Origin of the sequence: Tatumella morbirosei (assembly GCF_000757425.2) — a bacterium.
GTDB lineage: Bacteria > Pseudomonadota > Gammaproteobacteria > Enterobacterales > Enterobacteriaceae > Tatumella > Tatumella morbirosei.
Genome location: NZ_JPKR02000003.1, coordinates 446,068 through 462,068, shown reverse-complemented (window position 1 = coordinate 462,068; position 16,001 = coordinate 446,068). Strand labels below are relative to the sequence as shown.

Annotated in this window: 16 protein-coding genes; 7 read left to right on the top strand and 9 right to left on the bottom strand. The window is 48.3% G+C overall.

Annotated elements, in window-relative coordinates; genetic code table 11:
- The first annotated feature begins 19 nt into the window (after positions 1 to 19).
- Complete coding sequence (gene rnd, locus HA49_RS05000; RefSeq protein WP_038020940.1) at positions 20 to 1,141, top strand: ribonuclease D; 1,122 nt, start codon at positions 20 to 22, stop codon at positions 1,139 to 1,141.
- Positions 1,142 to 1,192: 51 nt separating this feature from the next.
- Here the strand turns inward: rnd and minE are convergent, their stop codons facing one another.
- The 3 genes from minE to minC are packed head-to-tail and all read right to left on the bottom strand — an operon-like array spanning position 1,193 to position 3,034.
- The gene (minE, locus tag HA49_RS04995) at positions 1,193 to 1,462 is read right to left on the bottom strand and encodes a cell division topological specificity factor MinE (protein ID WP_038020843.1); all 270 of its coding nucleotides are present in this window, start codon (positions 1,460 to 1,462) and stop codon (positions 1,193 to 1,195) included.
- 3 nt (positions 1,463 to 1,465) lie between these two features.
- Positions 1,466 to 2,278 carry a septum site-determining protein MinD gene (gene minD / locus HA49_RS04990; RefSeq protein WP_038020842.1) on the bottom strand — a complete coding sequence of 271 codons (813 nt, stop codon included), beginning with the start codon at positions 2,276 to 2,278 and terminating at the stop codon, positions 1,466 to 1,468.
- A gap of 33 nt (positions 2,279 to 2,311) precedes the next feature.
- Positions 2,312 to 3,034: a septum site-determining protein MinC gene (gene minC, locus HA49_RS04985; RefSeq protein ID WP_038020939.1), complete on the bottom strand. Its 723-nt coding sequence runs from the start codon at positions 3,032 to 3,034 to the stop codon at positions 2,312 to 2,314.
- A 157-nt stretch (positions 3,035 to 3,191) separates the two neighbouring features.
- Between minC and HA49_RS04980 the strand changes: the two genes are divergently transcribed.
- The 3 genes from HA49_RS04980 to HA49_RS04970 all read left to right on the top strand — a co-directional run bounded on the left by HA49_RS04980 (position 3,192) and on the right by HA49_RS04970 (position 4,918).
- Positions 3,192 to 3,464: a YcgL domain-containing protein gene (locus tag HA49_RS04980; RefSeq protein ID WP_038020840.1), complete on the top strand. Its 273-nt coding sequence runs from the start codon at positions 3,192 to 3,194 to the stop codon at positions 3,462 to 3,464.
- A 278-nt stretch (positions 3,465 to 3,742) separates the two neighbouring features.
- Positions 3,743 to 4,402 carry a fumarylacetoacetate hydrolase family protein gene (locus HA49_RS04975; RefSeq protein ID WP_038020839.1) on the top strand — a complete coding sequence of 220 codons (660 nt, stop codon included), beginning with the start codon at positions 3,743 to 3,745 and terminating at the stop codon, positions 4,400 to 4,402.
- A 66-nt stretch (positions 4,403 to 4,468) separates the two neighbouring features.
- Positions 4,469 to 4,918, top strand: coding sequence for a YcgN family cysteine cluster protein (locus HA49_RS04970; protein ID WP_038020938.1), 450 nt, complete (start codon positions 4,469 to 4,471; stop codon positions 4,916 to 4,918).
- A gap of 32 nt (positions 4,919 to 4,950) precedes the next feature.
- On the opposite strand, the gene dsbB is transcribed toward HA49_RS04970, so the two are convergent.
- Entirely contained in the window at positions 4,951 to 5,469 is a 519-nt protein-coding gene (dsbB, locus tag HA49_RS04965) for a disulfide bond formation protein DsbB (RefSeq protein WP_038020838.1), read from the bottom strand.
- Positions 5,470 to 5,731: 262 nt separating this feature from the next.
- Between dsbB and fadR the strand changes: the two genes are divergently transcribed.
- Positions 5,732 to 6,430, top strand: a complete 699-nt coding sequence (gene fadR / locus HA49_RS04960) for a fatty acid metabolism transcriptional regulator FadR (protein ID WP_038020837.1) — start codon at positions 5,732 to 5,734, stop codon at positions 6,428 to 6,430.
- A gap of 36 nt (positions 6,431 to 6,466) precedes the next feature.
- On the opposite strand, the gene HA49_RS04955 is transcribed toward fadR, so the two are convergent.
- Entirely contained in the window at positions 6,467 to 7,999 is a 1,533-nt protein-coding gene (locus HA49_RS04955; RefSeq protein WP_038020835.1) for a SpoVR family protein, read from the bottom strand.
- A gap of 483 nt (positions 8,000 to 8,482) precedes the next feature.
- On the opposite strand from HA49_RS04955, the gene HA49_RS04950 reads away from it, so the two are divergent.
- On the top strand, positions 8,483 to 9,781 hold the full coding sequence (locus HA49_RS04950; protein ID WP_038020833.1) for a D-amino acid dehydrogenase: 1,299 nt from the start codon (positions 8,483 to 8,485) through the stop codon (positions 9,779 to 9,781).
- Positions 9,782 to 9,799: 18 nt separating this feature from the next.
- Complete coding sequence (dadX, locus tag HA49_RS04945; protein ID WP_038020832.1) at positions 9,800 to 10,879, top strand: catabolic alanine racemase DadX; 1,080 nt, start codon at positions 9,800 to 9,802, stop codon at positions 10,877 to 10,879.
- 48 nt (positions 10,880 to 10,927) lie between these two features.
- Here the strand turns inward: dadX and HA49_RS04940 are convergent, their stop codons facing one another.
- The 4 genes from HA49_RS04940 to HA49_RS04930 all read right to left on the bottom strand — a co-directional run bounded on the left by HA49_RS04940 (position 10,928) and on the right by HA49_RS04930 (position 16,001).
- Complete coding sequence (locus tag HA49_RS04940; protein WP_038020831.1) at positions 10,928 to 12,118, bottom strand: multidrug effflux MFS transporter; 1,191 nt, start codon at positions 12,116 to 12,118, stop codon at positions 10,928 to 10,930.
- Positions 12,119 to 12,232: 114 nt separating this feature from the next.
- Positions 12,233 to 13,948 (bottom strand): potassium/proton antiporter, encoded by a 1,716-nt coding sequence (locus HA49_RS04935; protein WP_038020830.1) that lies wholly within the window; start codon positions 13,946 to 13,948, stop codon positions 12,233 to 12,235.
- A 229-nt stretch (positions 13,949 to 14,177) separates the two neighbouring features.
- Positions 14,178 to 14,276, bottom strand: a complete 99-nt coding sequence (locus HA49_RS21410; protein ID WP_156994551.1) for a YoaK family small membrane protein — start codon at positions 14,274 to 14,276, stop codon at positions 14,178 to 14,180.
- A gap of 450 nt (positions 14,277 to 14,726) precedes the next feature.
- Positions 14,727 to 16,001, bottom strand: coding sequence for a YeaH/YhbH family protein (locus HA49_RS04930; RefSeq protein WP_038020829.1), 1,275 nt, complete (start codon positions 15,999 to 16,001; stop codon positions 14,727 to 14,729).

Here is a 16,001-nt window from a genome sequence, read left to right as displayed (position 1 = left end):
AGTAAGAGAGAATTTTGCTTTGAATTATCAAATTATCGACACTGATCAGCAACTGGCTGAAGTCTGCCAGTCCGCCCTGAAACACTCAGCCGTTGCTCTGGATACCGAATTTGTACGTACCCGTACCTACTACCCACAATTAGGGTTAATTCAGTTATTTGACGGTGAGGCGGTGACCCTGATTGACCCGCTCACTATTACTGACTGGTCGCCGTTTATTACATTGTTAAGTGATCAGCGGGTGATTAAATATCTTCATGCCGGTGGAGAAGATCTTGAGGTCTTTCTGCACCGTTTTTCAGTGTTGCCGTCACCGATGCTGGATACACAAATTCTGGCGGCATTCCTCGGTTACCCTATGTCACTGGGATTTGCTGCGATGGTGGCAGAGTTTACCGGGGTTGAGTTGGATAAGAGCGAATCCAGAACTGACTGGCTCGCACGGCCGTTAACCGAACGTCAGTGCCTTTATGCTGCGGCCGATGTGGAATATTTGCTGCCGATTGCCCGGAAATTGCATCAGCAAGCCACTGAACGACAGGTACTGGATAAAGCATTGAGTGAATGTGAGATGTTATGTGAACGGCGTCAGGATATTCTGCCAGCAGAACATGCGTGGGCAGAAATAGGTCAGGCCTGGCAACTACGTCCGCGTCAGCTGGCGGCCCTACAAAAACTGGCGGCCTGGCGACTGAGCTATGCGCGACGTAAAGATATGGCCGTCAATTTTGTGGTGAAAGAAGAGAATCTGTGGAAAGTCGCTCGTTACCTGCCAGGATCGTTAGGGGAGTTACAGCAGCTGGGGCTGACCGGGCCCGAGATTCGGTTTCATGGGCAGTCGATGCTACAGTTGGTGGCAGAAGCTCAGGCCGAACCTGAACAGCAACTACCGGCGGCGATAAAAAATCTTATTGACTGTCCAGGTTACAAGACACTGTTTAAGGATTTAAAAGCCTTTATTAAGCAGACAAGTGAACAGACGGGTTTCAGTCAGGAACTTCTGGCCTCACGCAGGCAAATAAATCAGGTATTGTCAGCGCACTGGCAGATAAAGCCCCGTGAAAATAGACCAGAATTATTAAAAGGATGGCGGGGAGAGTTAATGGCAGAAAAGATCACCGCCATTATCGCCGCTAAATAATTCAGAGAGATGCCGCGGTTTAACGCGGCATCTGCTATCTGTCACACAGAATCATTTCGGTGCTTCTTCCGTTTCCGGCAAGGTCACGTTTAGTTCAAGGATCGAAATGTCTTCGCCTTTTTGATCCAACTGGACAGTCACCATATCCGGATCAATCTTCACGTATTTACAAATCACTTCCAAAATATCGCGCTTTAACTGCGGCAGGTAGTGGGGTTCGCTGTCTCCACGACGACGTTCCGCAACAATAATCTGCAATCTTTCTTTGGCGATATTAGCAGTATTTTTTTTACGGGATAAAAAGAAATCAAGTAATGCCATGGCTTATCCCCCGAACAGGCGTTTTAGGAAACCCTTCTTCTCTTCTTCAATAAAGCGGAAGGGACGTTCTTCGCCGAGTAAGCGATCGACGGTATCAGCGTAGGCTTTACCTGCATCTGAAATGGTATCCAGGATAACAGGCTCCCCCTGGTTAGAGGCGCGCAACACCGACTGGTCTTCAGGAATCACACCTACCAGAGGAATGCGCAGAATTTCCAGCACATCTTCCATGCTTAGCATATCACCCCGGCTGACACGACCCGGGTTATAACGGGTTAGCAGCAGGTGTTCTTTCACCGGATCCTGCCCTTTTTCGGCACGACGTGATTTGGAGGCAATAATGCCGAGAATACGGTCGGAGTCACGGACCGAAGAAACTTCAGGGTTGGTGGTGATAACCGCTTCATCAGCGAAGTAGAGTGCCATCAACGCACCGGTTTCTATACCGGCCGGTGAGTCACAGACAATAAAATCGAAGTCCATGGTCGCCAGTTCATCCAGCACTTTACCGACACCATCATAATTCAGGGCATCTTTATCACGGGTTTGTGATGCAGGAAGGATGAACAGGTTTTCGGTACGCTTATCTTTAATCAGAGCCTGATTCAGTGTGGCATCACCCTGAATCACGTTAACGAAGTCATAAACAACGCGCCGTTCACAGCCCATGATTAAATCCAGGTTACGCAAACCGATATCGAAATCGATAACGACGGTTTTTTTTCCCTTTTGCGCTAAACCGGTTGCGATGGCCGCGCTTGACGTTGTCTTGCCAACGCCCCCTTTACCAGATGTAACTACAATAATGCGTGCCATATATAATGATTTCCTTAACAATAGAAAAGGGGTCTAATTTAGTGTCTTTATCGACAATACACCGTCGGTTAATGTCAGTCGTGCGGCCTTGCCAAAAAACTCCGCAGGAATTTGATCCATAATCCAGTATTCTCCGGCAATGGATACCAACTCGGCCGCTAAATTTGTGCAAAATATTCCGGCATTTTGGTCCCCTCCGGCTCCGGCGAGAGCCCGGCCGCGCATCATTCCGTAAATATGAATATTACCATCAGCAACAAGTTCTGCGCCTGCGCTGACACTACTGGTGACGATTAAGTCAGCATTTTTAGCATAAATCTGTTGCCCGGACCGTACCGGGGTATTAATTATGCGGGTTCTGGCAAATTTTTCACTGTCAACAACCGGATCCTGAATGACAGGTTCTGCAGCGACGGGAGTAGTTTCACCTTTCGCGGGCTTACGGGTTTCTTTACCTTCAGTTAATACAGGCAAACCCGCCGCCTGGATCAGTGACTTTAGTTGCTCGTCTTTACAGCCACTTACCCCCATAATCCGCAAACCGGTAGAGGTAACGGCCTGTTGCATCTGTGTCCAGTTAACCGCTGATGATAGCGATGAAATATTCAGGACTACCGGGGCATTTTTGAGAAACGCCGGGGCCTGATCAATTTTTTCCTGAAGCGCCTGACGAATCACCTCGGGTTGTGAATGGTGAAGATGGACAACAGATAAAGTAAAACTGCTGCCTTTTAGTTCGATTGGCGTTTGCGACATCTGTCCCGACTCAGTCCTGTTTGACAGTTTCATTTCTGAACAAGCGATAAAATATCTACACCTGGCCCAGAAGGTTCAATATTCGAATGACTCCTGTCATGTTATAGTTACACTATTATAGAGGCAAGTCACCATACAGATTAATTCGGAGAAAAATATGTTTTGCGCCATTTACAGAAGTCCGCTACGTGATCAGACTTATCTGTATATCGAAAAAAAAGATGACTTTTCCCGCGTGCCCGCTGAACTACTCAAGGGATTTGGCAAACCAGTGCTGGCTATGGTGATTTCACTCTCTGGCCGCGAGAAACTGGGCAGTGCGGACATTGTGAAAGTCAGACAGGAATTACAGGATAAAGGTTATTATTTACAGGTACCTCCTCCGGTCGAAAACTTACTTAAAATGCACCTGTCTGCTAACGAGAATTAATTATTAGGATTCCTCTGTAAATATAACCAGTGTTATTTGCAGAGCATTATTTCTGTTTTGTTCCTCCTTTCCCGGATGTCTTTGCGCTAAACAGTTAACCCACATTTTATTTGTCAGGGAATCCACCGTCACACAAGGATAGACTACAGGTAAGACTTTGTTACTTATTGTCTGTGGCTGTGGTTAACAACTACGCAGTTACGCTATTTTCTTTTACTGGTTTTCTTGCTAAGTATAACGGAGGTTAATGCTTTCTTATACCAAACTAAGGGGACATCATGTATCAACATCGTAACTGGCAGGGTGAGTTACTCAATTTACCCGCCGGGAAAGTAGTCTGTGTAGGAAGCAACTACGCGAAACATATCAGTGAAATGGGGAGTATCACTCCGGAAGAACCGGTAGTATTCATTAAGCCGGAAACGGCGCTCTGTGATCTTCGTCAGCCACTCTCTCTGCTGTCGGGCTTGGGTGAGATTCATCATGAAGTGGAACTGGCCGTGTTGATTGGCAGCACCTTACAGCAGGCCAGTGAAGAACAGGTTTTGCCGGCGATTGCGGGTTACGGTGTCGCACTGGATTTGACTCTACGTACTGTTCAGGCAGGTCTGAAGAAAAAAGGGCAACCGTGGGAAAAATCGAAAGGCTTTGATAATTCCTGTCCGGTTTCCGGATTTATTCCGGCAGCCGAATTTAACGGTGATCCTCAGAACACGCCACTGAAACTGGAAATCAACGGAGAAGTGCGCCAGTCGGGAAATACCAGCGATATGATGTACAAAATTGTGCCCCTGATTGCTTATATGTCACGCTTCTTTACTCTGCGTCCCGGGGACATTATTCTGACCGGCACCCCGGAAGGAGTGGGTCCGTTAGCGAGCGGTGATTCGTTAAAAGTGTCATTTGCTGACCACGGTGTGAGTACAAGGGTGTCGTAATACTTGCATATCCGGTGATGACTCTTTATAACGGGCGGCTGATTTTTATAAAGAGACCAAATTATGATAACCGATCCTCCTTTCTGGAAAACCAAAAGTCTTGAACAAATGACAGATGAGGAGTGGGAATCTGTCTGTGATGGTTGCGGGCAGTGTTGTCTGAACAAATTGCAGGATGCGGATACGGATGAAATTTACTTCACCAATGTGGCCTGCAATTTACTTAATATAAAAAGTTGTCGTTGTAAGCATTATGAAACGCGCTTTGAGTACGAGCCGGATTGTATCAAACTCACACGAGAGAACCTGCCGACCTTCTCCTGGTTACCAAAGACCTGTGGTTACCGGTTACTGGCCGAAGGAAAGTCACTTCCGGACTGGCATCCGTTACTTACGGGGTCAGCCAAAGAAATGCACGCTAAACGCATTTCTGTCAGATACATTGCGGTGCGTGAAAGTGAAGTTCGAAACTGGGAAGATCATATTATCGAAAGACCGGATCAGAATGGCTGCTAAAAGCAGCCATGGTTCTGGTTATGACTGGCGGTTTATTTTCTGCGGCTGAATACACTCAACTGGGCAATCAGCACTAACACGGCAACCAGCAGATAGACAACAAATATCCCTAACAGCCATTCCGGCATACTCAGGTTGAATAGTGTCCAGCTACGGTCAAGACAATTACCGCTGGCAACGAACATTCCCGGTACCCATTTGTCGAGGGGCAACCAGGACGGGAATCTTGCCATAAAGTCACAGGTGGCAAATAGTGGGGGATGAACCTGTAACATGGTATGTTCCCAGGATAGACGAACACCTTCACCTGCACCAATCAACCAGACAATAATCCCGATAAAGCGGAATGGCGTCGCGGGAGCCAGAGCGCCTACCAGACCGGCCAGCAACACACCTAACAGGGCGCAACGCTCATAAATACACATTACACAAGGCTTCAGTCCCATAACATGCTGGAACCAAAGAGCGGTAAGTTCTAACGCTAAGGCCGTTAGCGCAAGGAGTAACCATGCTGTGCGGCCTTTAGAACAACGGTTTAACATTCGTAACATGCTGTTTTCCTTGTCCAAATCAGATATCCTGCAGTGTAAACCAAAACGGCAGATAATCCACCAATATCCCATACCCACCAGTGTGGAAAATGTCACCCTTTGTTGCGCTGGTGGAAGTTTGAGAATTGTACGGTAAAACGGCATCGGATATAGAAATTTATTGATGTTGATCGTGTTTTAATACTCAGTGATGCTATATGGCTGATAATGGTTTTGTTATGATGAATCAATAAACGGACAGTTGGTAAAGAGATAATTTGCTATGGTCATTAAGGCGCAAAGCCCGGCAGGGTTCGCTGAAGAATTTATTATTGAAAGTATCTGGAATAGCCGTTTTCCGCCAGGATCTATTCTGCCTGCCGAGCGTGAGCTGTCTGAGCTGATCGGTGTCACTCGCACCACACTGCGCGAAATTCTGCAACGGTTAGCCCGCGACGGCTGGCTAACGATTCAACACGGTAAACCCACCCGGGTGAATGACTTCTGGGAAACTTCAGGTCTGAATATTCTCGAAACACTCGCCAGACTCGATCACGAAAGCGTCCCGCAGCTGATTGATAATCTGCTGTCAGTGCGTACTAATATTGCGACTATTTTTATCAGCCGTGCATTGCGTCACTATCCTGAACAGTCGCGGGTGGTTCTGACTGACGCTCTTGAAGCTGAACTCCGCGGCGATGACTACTCGGATATCGACTACCGGGTATTCCGTGGCCTGGCGTTTGCTTCCGGTAACCCGATCTACGGTCTTATTATCAACGGCCTCAAAGGTCTCTATACCCGGGTAGGTAAGCAGTACTTTGCCAATCCTCAGGCTAAGGAAAGGGCGCACGAATTTTACACCACGCTGTCTAAGCTGTGTGACCCACAAACCGCCAACGATAAGATTACTGAGCTGGTGCGGGATTACGGTCGTGACAGTGGTAAAATCTGGCACAGCATGCAAAAGCCTGCCGCTTAACCCGGGAAAGTCCGGCCGTCTCCGGCCGGACAGAGACTAGATTTGTTGGCGGGGAGGACAGCGTTCCAGCATATCGACACTACCGTCATCATTCAGTTGTTCAAGTTTTACATCAAATCCCCATAACCGGTGCACATGCTTCAGAACTTCGGTGCGGCTATCACCCAGCGAAGCGCGGTTCTGAGGTATATAACGTAGTGTCAGAGAACGATCGCCTCGTAAATCCACATCCCACACCTGAATGTTTGGTTCAATGTTACTCAGATTGTACTGAGCAGAGAGCTGCTGTCGTATTGTCCGGTATCCTTCATCATCATGGATGGCCGATATTTCCAGGAAATTTTTCCGATCATCGTCAGCCACTGAGAAAAGATGGAAATCACGGATCACTTTAGGTGACAGGAACTGGCTGATAAAACTTTCATCTTTAAATTCACGCATCGCAAAATGTAAAGTTTCCAGCCAGTCGCTGCCAGCGATATCCGGGAACCAGGCTCTGTCTTCCTCTGTCGGGAACTGGCAGATTCGTTTAATGTCCTGAAACATCGCAAATCCCAGGGCATAAGGGTTAATTCCACTATACCACTGGCTGTTGTACGGTGGCTGGGCAACGACATTGGTGTGACTGTGCAGAAATTCCATCATAAACCGCTCAGTCACTTTTCCCTCATCATATAAATGATTGAGGATAGTGTAATGCCAGAAGGTAGCCCATCCCTCATTCATCACCTGAGTCTGTTTCTGGGGATAGAAATACTGGCTGATTTTACGCACGATGCGGAGAATCTCGCGTTGCCACGGTTCCAGTAATGGTGCGTTTTTCTCCATAAAATACAACAGGTTTTCCTGGGGTTCCGTGGGATAACGGGGGCGTTCGACCGCAGTTTCTTCTTTTTCTCTGCGTGGCAAAGTTCTCCACAGGGTATTTACCTGACTTTGCAGATAAGCCTCACGGCTCTCTTGTCGGGCTTTTTCTTCCTGCAAAGATATTTTTTGAGGTCTTTTATAACGGTCTACACCATAGTTCATCAGCGCATGACAGGAGTCCAGCAACCGTTCTACTGCTTCAATACCGTATTTTTCCTCGCAATCAGAAATATAATTGCGGGCAAAAAGCAGATAATCAACGATAGAGCCAGCATCGGTCCAACTCCGGAACAGGTAGTTATTTTTAAAGAAGGAGTTATGACCATAGCAGGCATGGGCCATGACCAGCGCCTGCATGGTCATGGTGTTTTCTTCCATCAGATAAGCTATACATGGATTAGAATTAATAACAATTTCATACGCCAGCCCTTGTTGACCTTGCTTATAGAGTTGTTCGGTTTCAATAAATTTTTTACCAAATGACCAGTGGGCATAGTTGATAGGCATGCCAATGCTGGAATATGCATCCATCATTTGTTCTGACGTAATTACTTCTATCTGATGCGGGTAGGTATCCAGCCGGTATGACTTTGCAACACGGTCAATCTCGGCCAGGTAAGTTTCAAGCAGTCCAAAGGTCCAGTCCGGGCCATCGCTCAGACGTTCTGGCCGGAGTGTAGGGGCATCAAAAACAGTTGTCATAGCGCACCTCGTCTATCTACAGTGGTCTGTCTACAGTAAGTCATCGCCTGGTATCAGACTCATCATCCTGATGAGGAAAATTATTTCGGGTGACTGTTTAAGGATAGCTGATTCTTTTAGGTTGCAATGACAGGCTAGCGCGAAAATGCATACAAAAGAAGGCTCAGATTACTGCTGTGCGATTTTTTCTGCCAAATACCAATAACCGACCAAAAAAACAGAATAATATCCTGTATATAAGTAGATTATATGGCAACATTTAAAAATCCTGACATCCATTAATAAAATCGCTTTCCACATAATTAACTGCCGATTTTTAATTTAAAACCAATTTAACTACTGAATATTCACTTTAGCGCTAATTTTTGTTATCAAAACAGAAAAAACAAGGTGAAATAGACTTAATAGCAGGTTTGCGGTCAGGATAGTTTATATCACTGCATCGTTAATCATAATTCGGGGTTTTATGCTGCAGGGGTTGTGATGAAAGTACTTATTCTTGGAAGTGGAGTTGTCGGCGTTGCCAGTGCCTGGTATCTGGCACAGGCGGGTCACGAGGTGACTGTCGTTGATCGTACCAGTGGTCCTGCGGAGGAGACCAGTGCAGGTAACGCCGGGCAGATTTCTCCCGGTTATGCTTCGCCATGGGCTGCTCCGGGCATTCCATTGAAAGCTGTAAAATGGATGTTCCAGCGCCACTCGCCGCTTTCAATTCGTCCTGATGGCTCTGCTTTCCAGTTGCAGTGGATGTGGGAAATGCTAAAGAACTGTACTCTGCCGCATTATCACGAAAATAAGAGCCGCATGGTACGTATTGCAGAGTACAGCCGTGACTGCCTCAAGGAGTTACGTGCGACGACGGGAATAGAATATGAAGGGCGGCAGGGTGGAACTTTACAGTTGTTTCGTACCGAACAGCAGTACGCGAATGCGGCAAAAGATATTGAAGTGCTCAGAGAGGCAGGTGTCCCTTACCGCTTAGTCGAATCTGCGGAATTACCGTCTATTGAACCTGCTTTATCGGTGACCCGACATAAACTTACCGGTGGTCTGCAACTGCCTAATGATGAGACAGGGGACTGTAAATTATTTACTCAGCGGCTGGCTGCAATGGCAGAGCAGGCAGGGGTGACTTTTCGCTATAACGTGAACATTGACAGGTTGTTACGTGAAGGGAACAGCATCACTGGCGTTAGTTGCGGCAGCGAAACACTTACCGCAGACCGTTATATCGTTGCCTGTGGTTCATACTCTACGGCATTGTTAAAAGATATTGTGTCTGTTCCTGTCTATCCGTTGAAAGGCTATTCACTGACGGTACCCATTAAAAATTATGATGCTGCCCCTGTCTCTACCGTCCTGGACGAAACTTATAAAATCGCCGTGACCCGGTTTGATGACCGTATCCGGGTCGGGGGAATGGCGGAAATTGTCGGATTTAACACCAAACTATTGCCTGCCCGCAGGGAAACGCTGGAGATGGTGGTCAGTGATCTTTATCCTGAAGGTGGCCAGATTGAACAGGCAACATTCTGGACCGGTTTACGACCGATGACACCGGATGGTACACCGATCGTCGGACGCACTCCGTTAGCTAATCTGTATCTGAATACAGGCCATGGCACACTAGGGTGGACTATGGCCTGTGGGTCCGGAAAATTAATCGCTGATATTATTTCCGGGAAAACACCGGATATCGCAGTCGATGACTTATCGGTCATGCGCTACCTGCCGGGTTTTGATGTCAGTTCATCACAGCCCAAAGTCAGTATTGCCCGTTAAGGATCTCAGGAGAATTGTATGTCACGACCGATTATCGCAACTGTCAGTCATCAGGCCCTGAAGCATAACCTCTCTGTCGTCAAAGAGGCGGCATCAGGGGCGAAGGTCTGGTCCGTTGTGAAATCTAATGCTTACGGGCATGGTATCGCCCGCTGTTTACCCGCATTATCTGCCACGGATGGTTTCGCATTACTGAATTATGAAGAAGCCATTTTGCTACGTGAACATGGCTGGGAGAAGCCGGTTTTACTACTGGAAGGCTTTTTCAAACCAGCCGACCTTGCTTTACTGGACAGTTACCGGCTGAGCACCAGTATTCACAGTGAATGGCAGATTGAAGCATTGGCCAGTGCGCATCTGTCTGCACCGCTAAATATTTTTGTCAAAGTAAACACTGGGATGAACCGGCTGGGTTTCCGACCCGAACAGGTCACTGCTGTCTGGAGACGACTGGCCGCATTGCCGAATGTGGGTGAAATGACATTAATGACCCATTTCGCCCGCGCAGAAGACAGCGATGGTGTCGATGAACCATTGGCAAAAATTAATCAAATTGTTGCCGACTTCTCTGAGGTTCCGCCACAATGCCTGGCGAATTCCGCTGCGACGCTTTGGCACCCGCAAACTCATCATCAATGGGTCCGGCCGGGGATAATTCTGTACGGTGCATCACCTTCAGGACGCTCGCAGGATATCGCAAACACCGGTCTGAAACCGGCCATGCGCCTGAACAGCGAAATTATAGGGATTCAGCAGATACAGCCCGGAGAAGGAGTGGGTTATGGATACCGGTACCACTCAACCACCTCGCAGCGTATTGGGGTGGTGGCCTGTGGCTATGCTGATGGGTATCCCCGGCATGCGCCTACCGGAACACCAGTGGCAGTTGATGGTGTGGTAACGCAGACTCTGGGGGCTGTCTCAATGGATATGATTATGGTTGATCTGACACCCTGTCCGCAGGCAACCATCGGTTCGTCTGTGGAATTATGGGGGGAACAAGTACCGATCGATGATGTGGCACGGTCTTCCGGTACTGTCGGATATGAACTCATGTGTGCGGTAGCACCACGCGTCCCTTTCCGTATTGAGCCTTAAGCACGTCGATTATAGTCACCCCACTATCATTTCGGGGTGACTATTGAATTACAGGGCTTTCAGAGTACCTTTGACCCGGTGGCTGCACCGACACGCTATCATTGCCAGTACGGCGCCAGTAAGCATCATCAGAGTTAACGCACTTCGAGGATCCACAGGTAATGTCAGTATCGCCAGGCTTCCTCCGGCTCCCCCGGCCATCTGAATAAATCCCTGCAACGCAGAGGCCATACCAGCTTGCTGCTGATAAGGTTCCAGTGCATAGCTGGTTGCCGGGCCGATGATAAAAGCCAGTCCGGAAACTGCGACGGCAACCGGCAACATATAACATAGCCAGAAATGTTGCAGGTCTGTGCTGAACCAAAGGATTTCGCCCGTCATCATGGCGGCCGCAACCAGCATCAGCAGGGCACCGGACAGCAGGCAGAAGGGTCTGCCGGCTTTACGTATGACATAACTCACCAGATGACTGACCAGCATAATCCACAACCCGTTAGCCCCAAACACCAGCGCGAAAATAAAAGGGGACAAGCCACCTTGTTCCATCAGTACCCCGGGAGCCAGCGAAACATAAGTGAGCACCATGCCTAAAGCCCCGGCATTTGCGAGGGAGAAACAGACAAAGCGCGGGTTGGTCAGTATGGCTGCGTACTGTTTTAACGGAAAATAAGGGACCTTCAGGGTGTTCTCAGGACGGGTTTCAGGTAACCGAAAACTGATCAGCAATCCGATAATCAGACCGTATAACGCCAGAAATCCAAAGGGGGCCCGCCAGCCAAACAGTCCGGCTAAAGTACCGCCGAGTAACGGAGCCAGTGCCGGTACGATATTTAATGCGCCGTTAAGAAAGCCGAAAGTTTTAGCCGCCTCATCACCGCTCAGGCGATCACGAACTCCGCTGAAAGCCACTACCGCCGTGCAACACACCGCACAACCTTGCACAATTCTTGCTGTCAAAAACCAGGGCCAGCTGACAGCGAAAACGGCTGCCAGGCTGCCGGCTACATATAAAACCAGCCCCGCGATAGCCACGGGCTTACGGCCGAGATTATCGACCAGAGGCCCGGTTACCAGTTGTCCCAACCCCATGACCAGCAGGAACAGTGGGATGGTTGACTGAATATTCTCCGCCGGGGTGGACAGTCCGACAGCAATCTGTGGCAGTGTCGGCAGATACAGGTCAATTCCCAGAGGTGCCAGCAGAACCAGCGAGAGTAATAACAGAGTGTATTTATTCATGAAATAAGCAGAGGTTCCGCAAAAAAGCGTACAAGACTACCGGTTTTTCATCTTAACCGGTAGCGTAATGATGTCGCAGCGCCAGAATGATGAAGGGAGGCTGCTACAGCAGGTTCAGGACTGGTCATCTGTCATCCTGACACCCACTTTAACGATGTTATTATCTTCTTTTTCTGCAATGGTCCAGATAACATTAAGCCATTCCAGTTGGTCACCTACGACCGGGGTTCCCCCCAGTTGTTGAATGATCATTTTTGCCAGTGGCTGATGTGCCTGAATATCCTGGTCGAGCTCCAGGCCATAGACCTGAGCGATATCATACAAATCAGTGCTGGCATCCAGTATAAAATCACCAAAAAACCGTTGTTCAAGCGCGACAGGGGGACTATCACTGAATATTTTCCCCAGTGCCGGTAAGTCTTTCTCCCGGCCAATGACGCACAAAATATCACCCTCTTTGAGCCTGGTAGAACCTGACGGGTGCATCAACTCATTATCGCGGAACAGGGCGGCAATCCGGGTTTCAGCCGGCATCTCCAGCTCCCTTAACGCGGCACCAATACACCATTTATCGTCACTTAACTGATAGACAAACTCTTCCCATGGACTGCGCGGATGAATATCCAGACCGATACGCTGAATAGGCTCAGCCGCCGGAGGGACGATCACTCTGGCCAGTTTCGCCGCCCGGGTAAGCGAGGTACCCTGCAGCATTAAAGAAACCAGCACTACAAAAAAGGCAATGTTGAAGTAGAGTTTAGCGTTATCCAGCCCGGCCATCATCGGGAAAACAGCCAGGATAATAGGGACTGCACCGCGCAGTCCGACCCAACTGATAAAAAAACGCTCACGGAGGGTGAAATTTTTAAACGGAAGCAATCCGGTAAATACTGATAAAGGTCTGGCGACAAAGATTAGCCACAACGAGAGCAGCATGGCCGGTACTGCGATTTGCCACAGATCACTGGGTACAACCAGCAGACCCAGCACGATAAACATGCCTATCTGACTTAACCAGGCCATCCCGTCAAAGGTTTGCAGAATGCCATGCCGGTTACGCACCGGAGAATTCCCCAGCCAGCAACCACAGAGATAGACGGCCAGAATACCGCTGCCTTCCATCAGTGTAGTGAACGAAAATACCAGAATCCCGCCACTGACGGCTAACAGTGGATATAATCCTGAAGACAGCGTAATACGGTTAATCAGTTGCTGGATAGCAAAACCGCCGCCAATACCGAACACAATTCCCAGCCCAAATTCCTGAACCAGATGGACCACAAACATCATATCCAGTCCGGTTTTTCCTTTACTGATCATATCGATCAGTGTGATGGTCAGGAAAACGGCCATGGGATCATTACTGCCCGATTCTATTTCAAGTGTTGAGCTGACCCTTTCATTTAAACCTTTACCTCCCAGTAGTGAAAATACTGCCGCCGCATCGGTGGATCCGATAATGGCCCCAATCAGAAATCCCTGCATCAGGTCGAGGTCAAATAGCCAGGCCGCTATCATGCCCGTGAGGCCTGCGGTAATTAGCACGCCGACGGTTGCCAGAGATAATGATGGCCAGAGAGCCACTTTCAGCGATCCGGCTTTGGTTCGCATTCCACCATCCAGCAGGATAACCGCCAGGGCCAGATTGGAGATTAAAAAAGCGGCAGGGTAATTATCGAAGGCTATGCCACCGATACCATCTTCGCCCGCGAGCATGCCGAGCGCGAGGAAGATCACCAGGATAGGAATACCCAGCCGGGACGAAAAGGCACTAAGGATAATACTTGATGCTACCAGCACTGAGCCAATAACAAAAAGACTATAAATCATGCTGGATTCCAAATGACAGCTCCCTGAAGATAGATGATTTACTGAAGAGGGGCGGGAATGATGAGTGATTTTGCAGAACTCAGCCGCAAAATATACTGCCACCCTGAAATTTAAACTGAACTACACGTCTGATGAATAGCAAATTTATGCAATAAACCAGAGATGAGTCTATTGCATTGAGCGATAGTAAACAGAAGAAGGGGGTGTGGCTATGCTGTCAGAGACGGGATTACTGACCTGGCATCCAGGCTCCGCTGGCGATAAACCAGCCTAATAACACCACCCCTGCGACAATAATGGCGACAGGAAACAGATAACCAATCTTCATTTTAAGACCTTCTCAGTGATGTCAGGCCTCACCTGCGGGTCAGGTATTCCAGGGTAACCAGTGATGTGTCAGCAGAAACATCGTCAGTTCAAGAATAATGACCAGACTCAGAATAACGCCCAGCTTATGATTACAAATCCATGCAGTCATCGTTGTTAACTCCACAGTGACCCGGATGCTGATTATTATACCTTTTGTCGCGATTAAGTTGAATCTCAGACGACAGTTTTTTTACATGCATTTGAGGGCTGGTGACTGGAGGCAAGGCTATCCTGGTCAGAAAGGTGTTCAGGGAGAAGGATCATCACACAGGCAGATTTTCTGTGTCGTTTTGAAATTCGATGTTACATCCGGGTCGGCATTACGAAATGAACGAAGAGTCACTATGAAGTCGTCTGAACAGACAGACTAAAATAACAGCCGGTTGTCTGCCGGCTGTTGCGGACAAGGTTAATTATCTGCGGTCTGTCGCTGAAACAGCTCACGGAAGACCGGATAGATATCTTCGGGTTCGCGGATATGTTGTATTGCAAAATTATCAAACTGATTCTGCAATTGTTCATATTCACGCCATAAGGTTTGATGGGCGCGTCGGGTAATTTCAATATAACTGTAGTAACGGACCACAGGCAGTATCTGGCTGGCCAGAATCTGATGACACAACGGTGAGTCATCAGCCCAGTTATCACCATCGGATGCCTGCGCAGCATAAATATTCCACTGTAAAGGGTCATAACGCTCTTTGATAACCTCATCCATTAGCTTCAGCGCACTCGATACAATGGTTCCGCCGGTTTCCTGTGAGTAAAAGAATTCCTGTTCATCCACTTCTTTGGCCTGGGTATGGTGGCGAATATAGACCACATCCACGTTTTTATAGCTACGGCTAAGGAACAGGTACAACAGGATATAAAAACGTTTAGCCATATCCTTGGTTGGCTGATCCATAGAACCAGAGACATCCATCAGACAGAACATAACAGCCTGGCTGGAGGGCTCCGGACGTTTTTCAAAGTTTTTATACCTCAGGTCGAAGGTATCGATAAAGGGAACTCTGGCAATGCTTGCCTTCAGTTCTGCAATTTCTGTTGATAAGCGTTCTTCCTCAAGTAGCTGGATAGGCTCCCGGGATTGAATCGATTCCAGAGCCTGCTCAAGTTCCCGCAACTGACGACGTTTCCCTGCCGTCATGGCGGTACGCCGTGCCAGTGAATTTTGCAGCGACCGTACCACACTAATGTTGGAAGGTACGCCGTTAGCAGTATAACCAGCACGGTGAACTTTGAATTCTGTCACCTGGTTATGGTTATTTTTCTGCAAATTGGGTAAAGCCAGATCTTCGAATAACAGGTCCAGATATTCATCTTTCGAGATATTAAAGCTGAACTCGTCCTGGCCTTCTCCCTGCTGGCTGGCTTCTCCCTGACCACTGCCGCCACCGCCACCCCCCGGGTTACGTTCAATGCGGTCACGGGTGACGAAGTGATCGTTACCCGGATGAACCCTGACTCGCTCGCCGCCGCTGCCCTGATGGAACATCGGTTCACGTATGTCATCGACAGGGATGGATACCGACTCTCCGCTGCCGGTATCTGTCACTGATCGTTTGTTGATTGCTTCAGAGATCGACTTCTTAATCTGTGATTTGTAACGGCGCAGAAAGCGCTGCCGGTTAACAGCACTCTTATTTTTACCGTTCAGACGCCGATCGATAAAATAGGACAT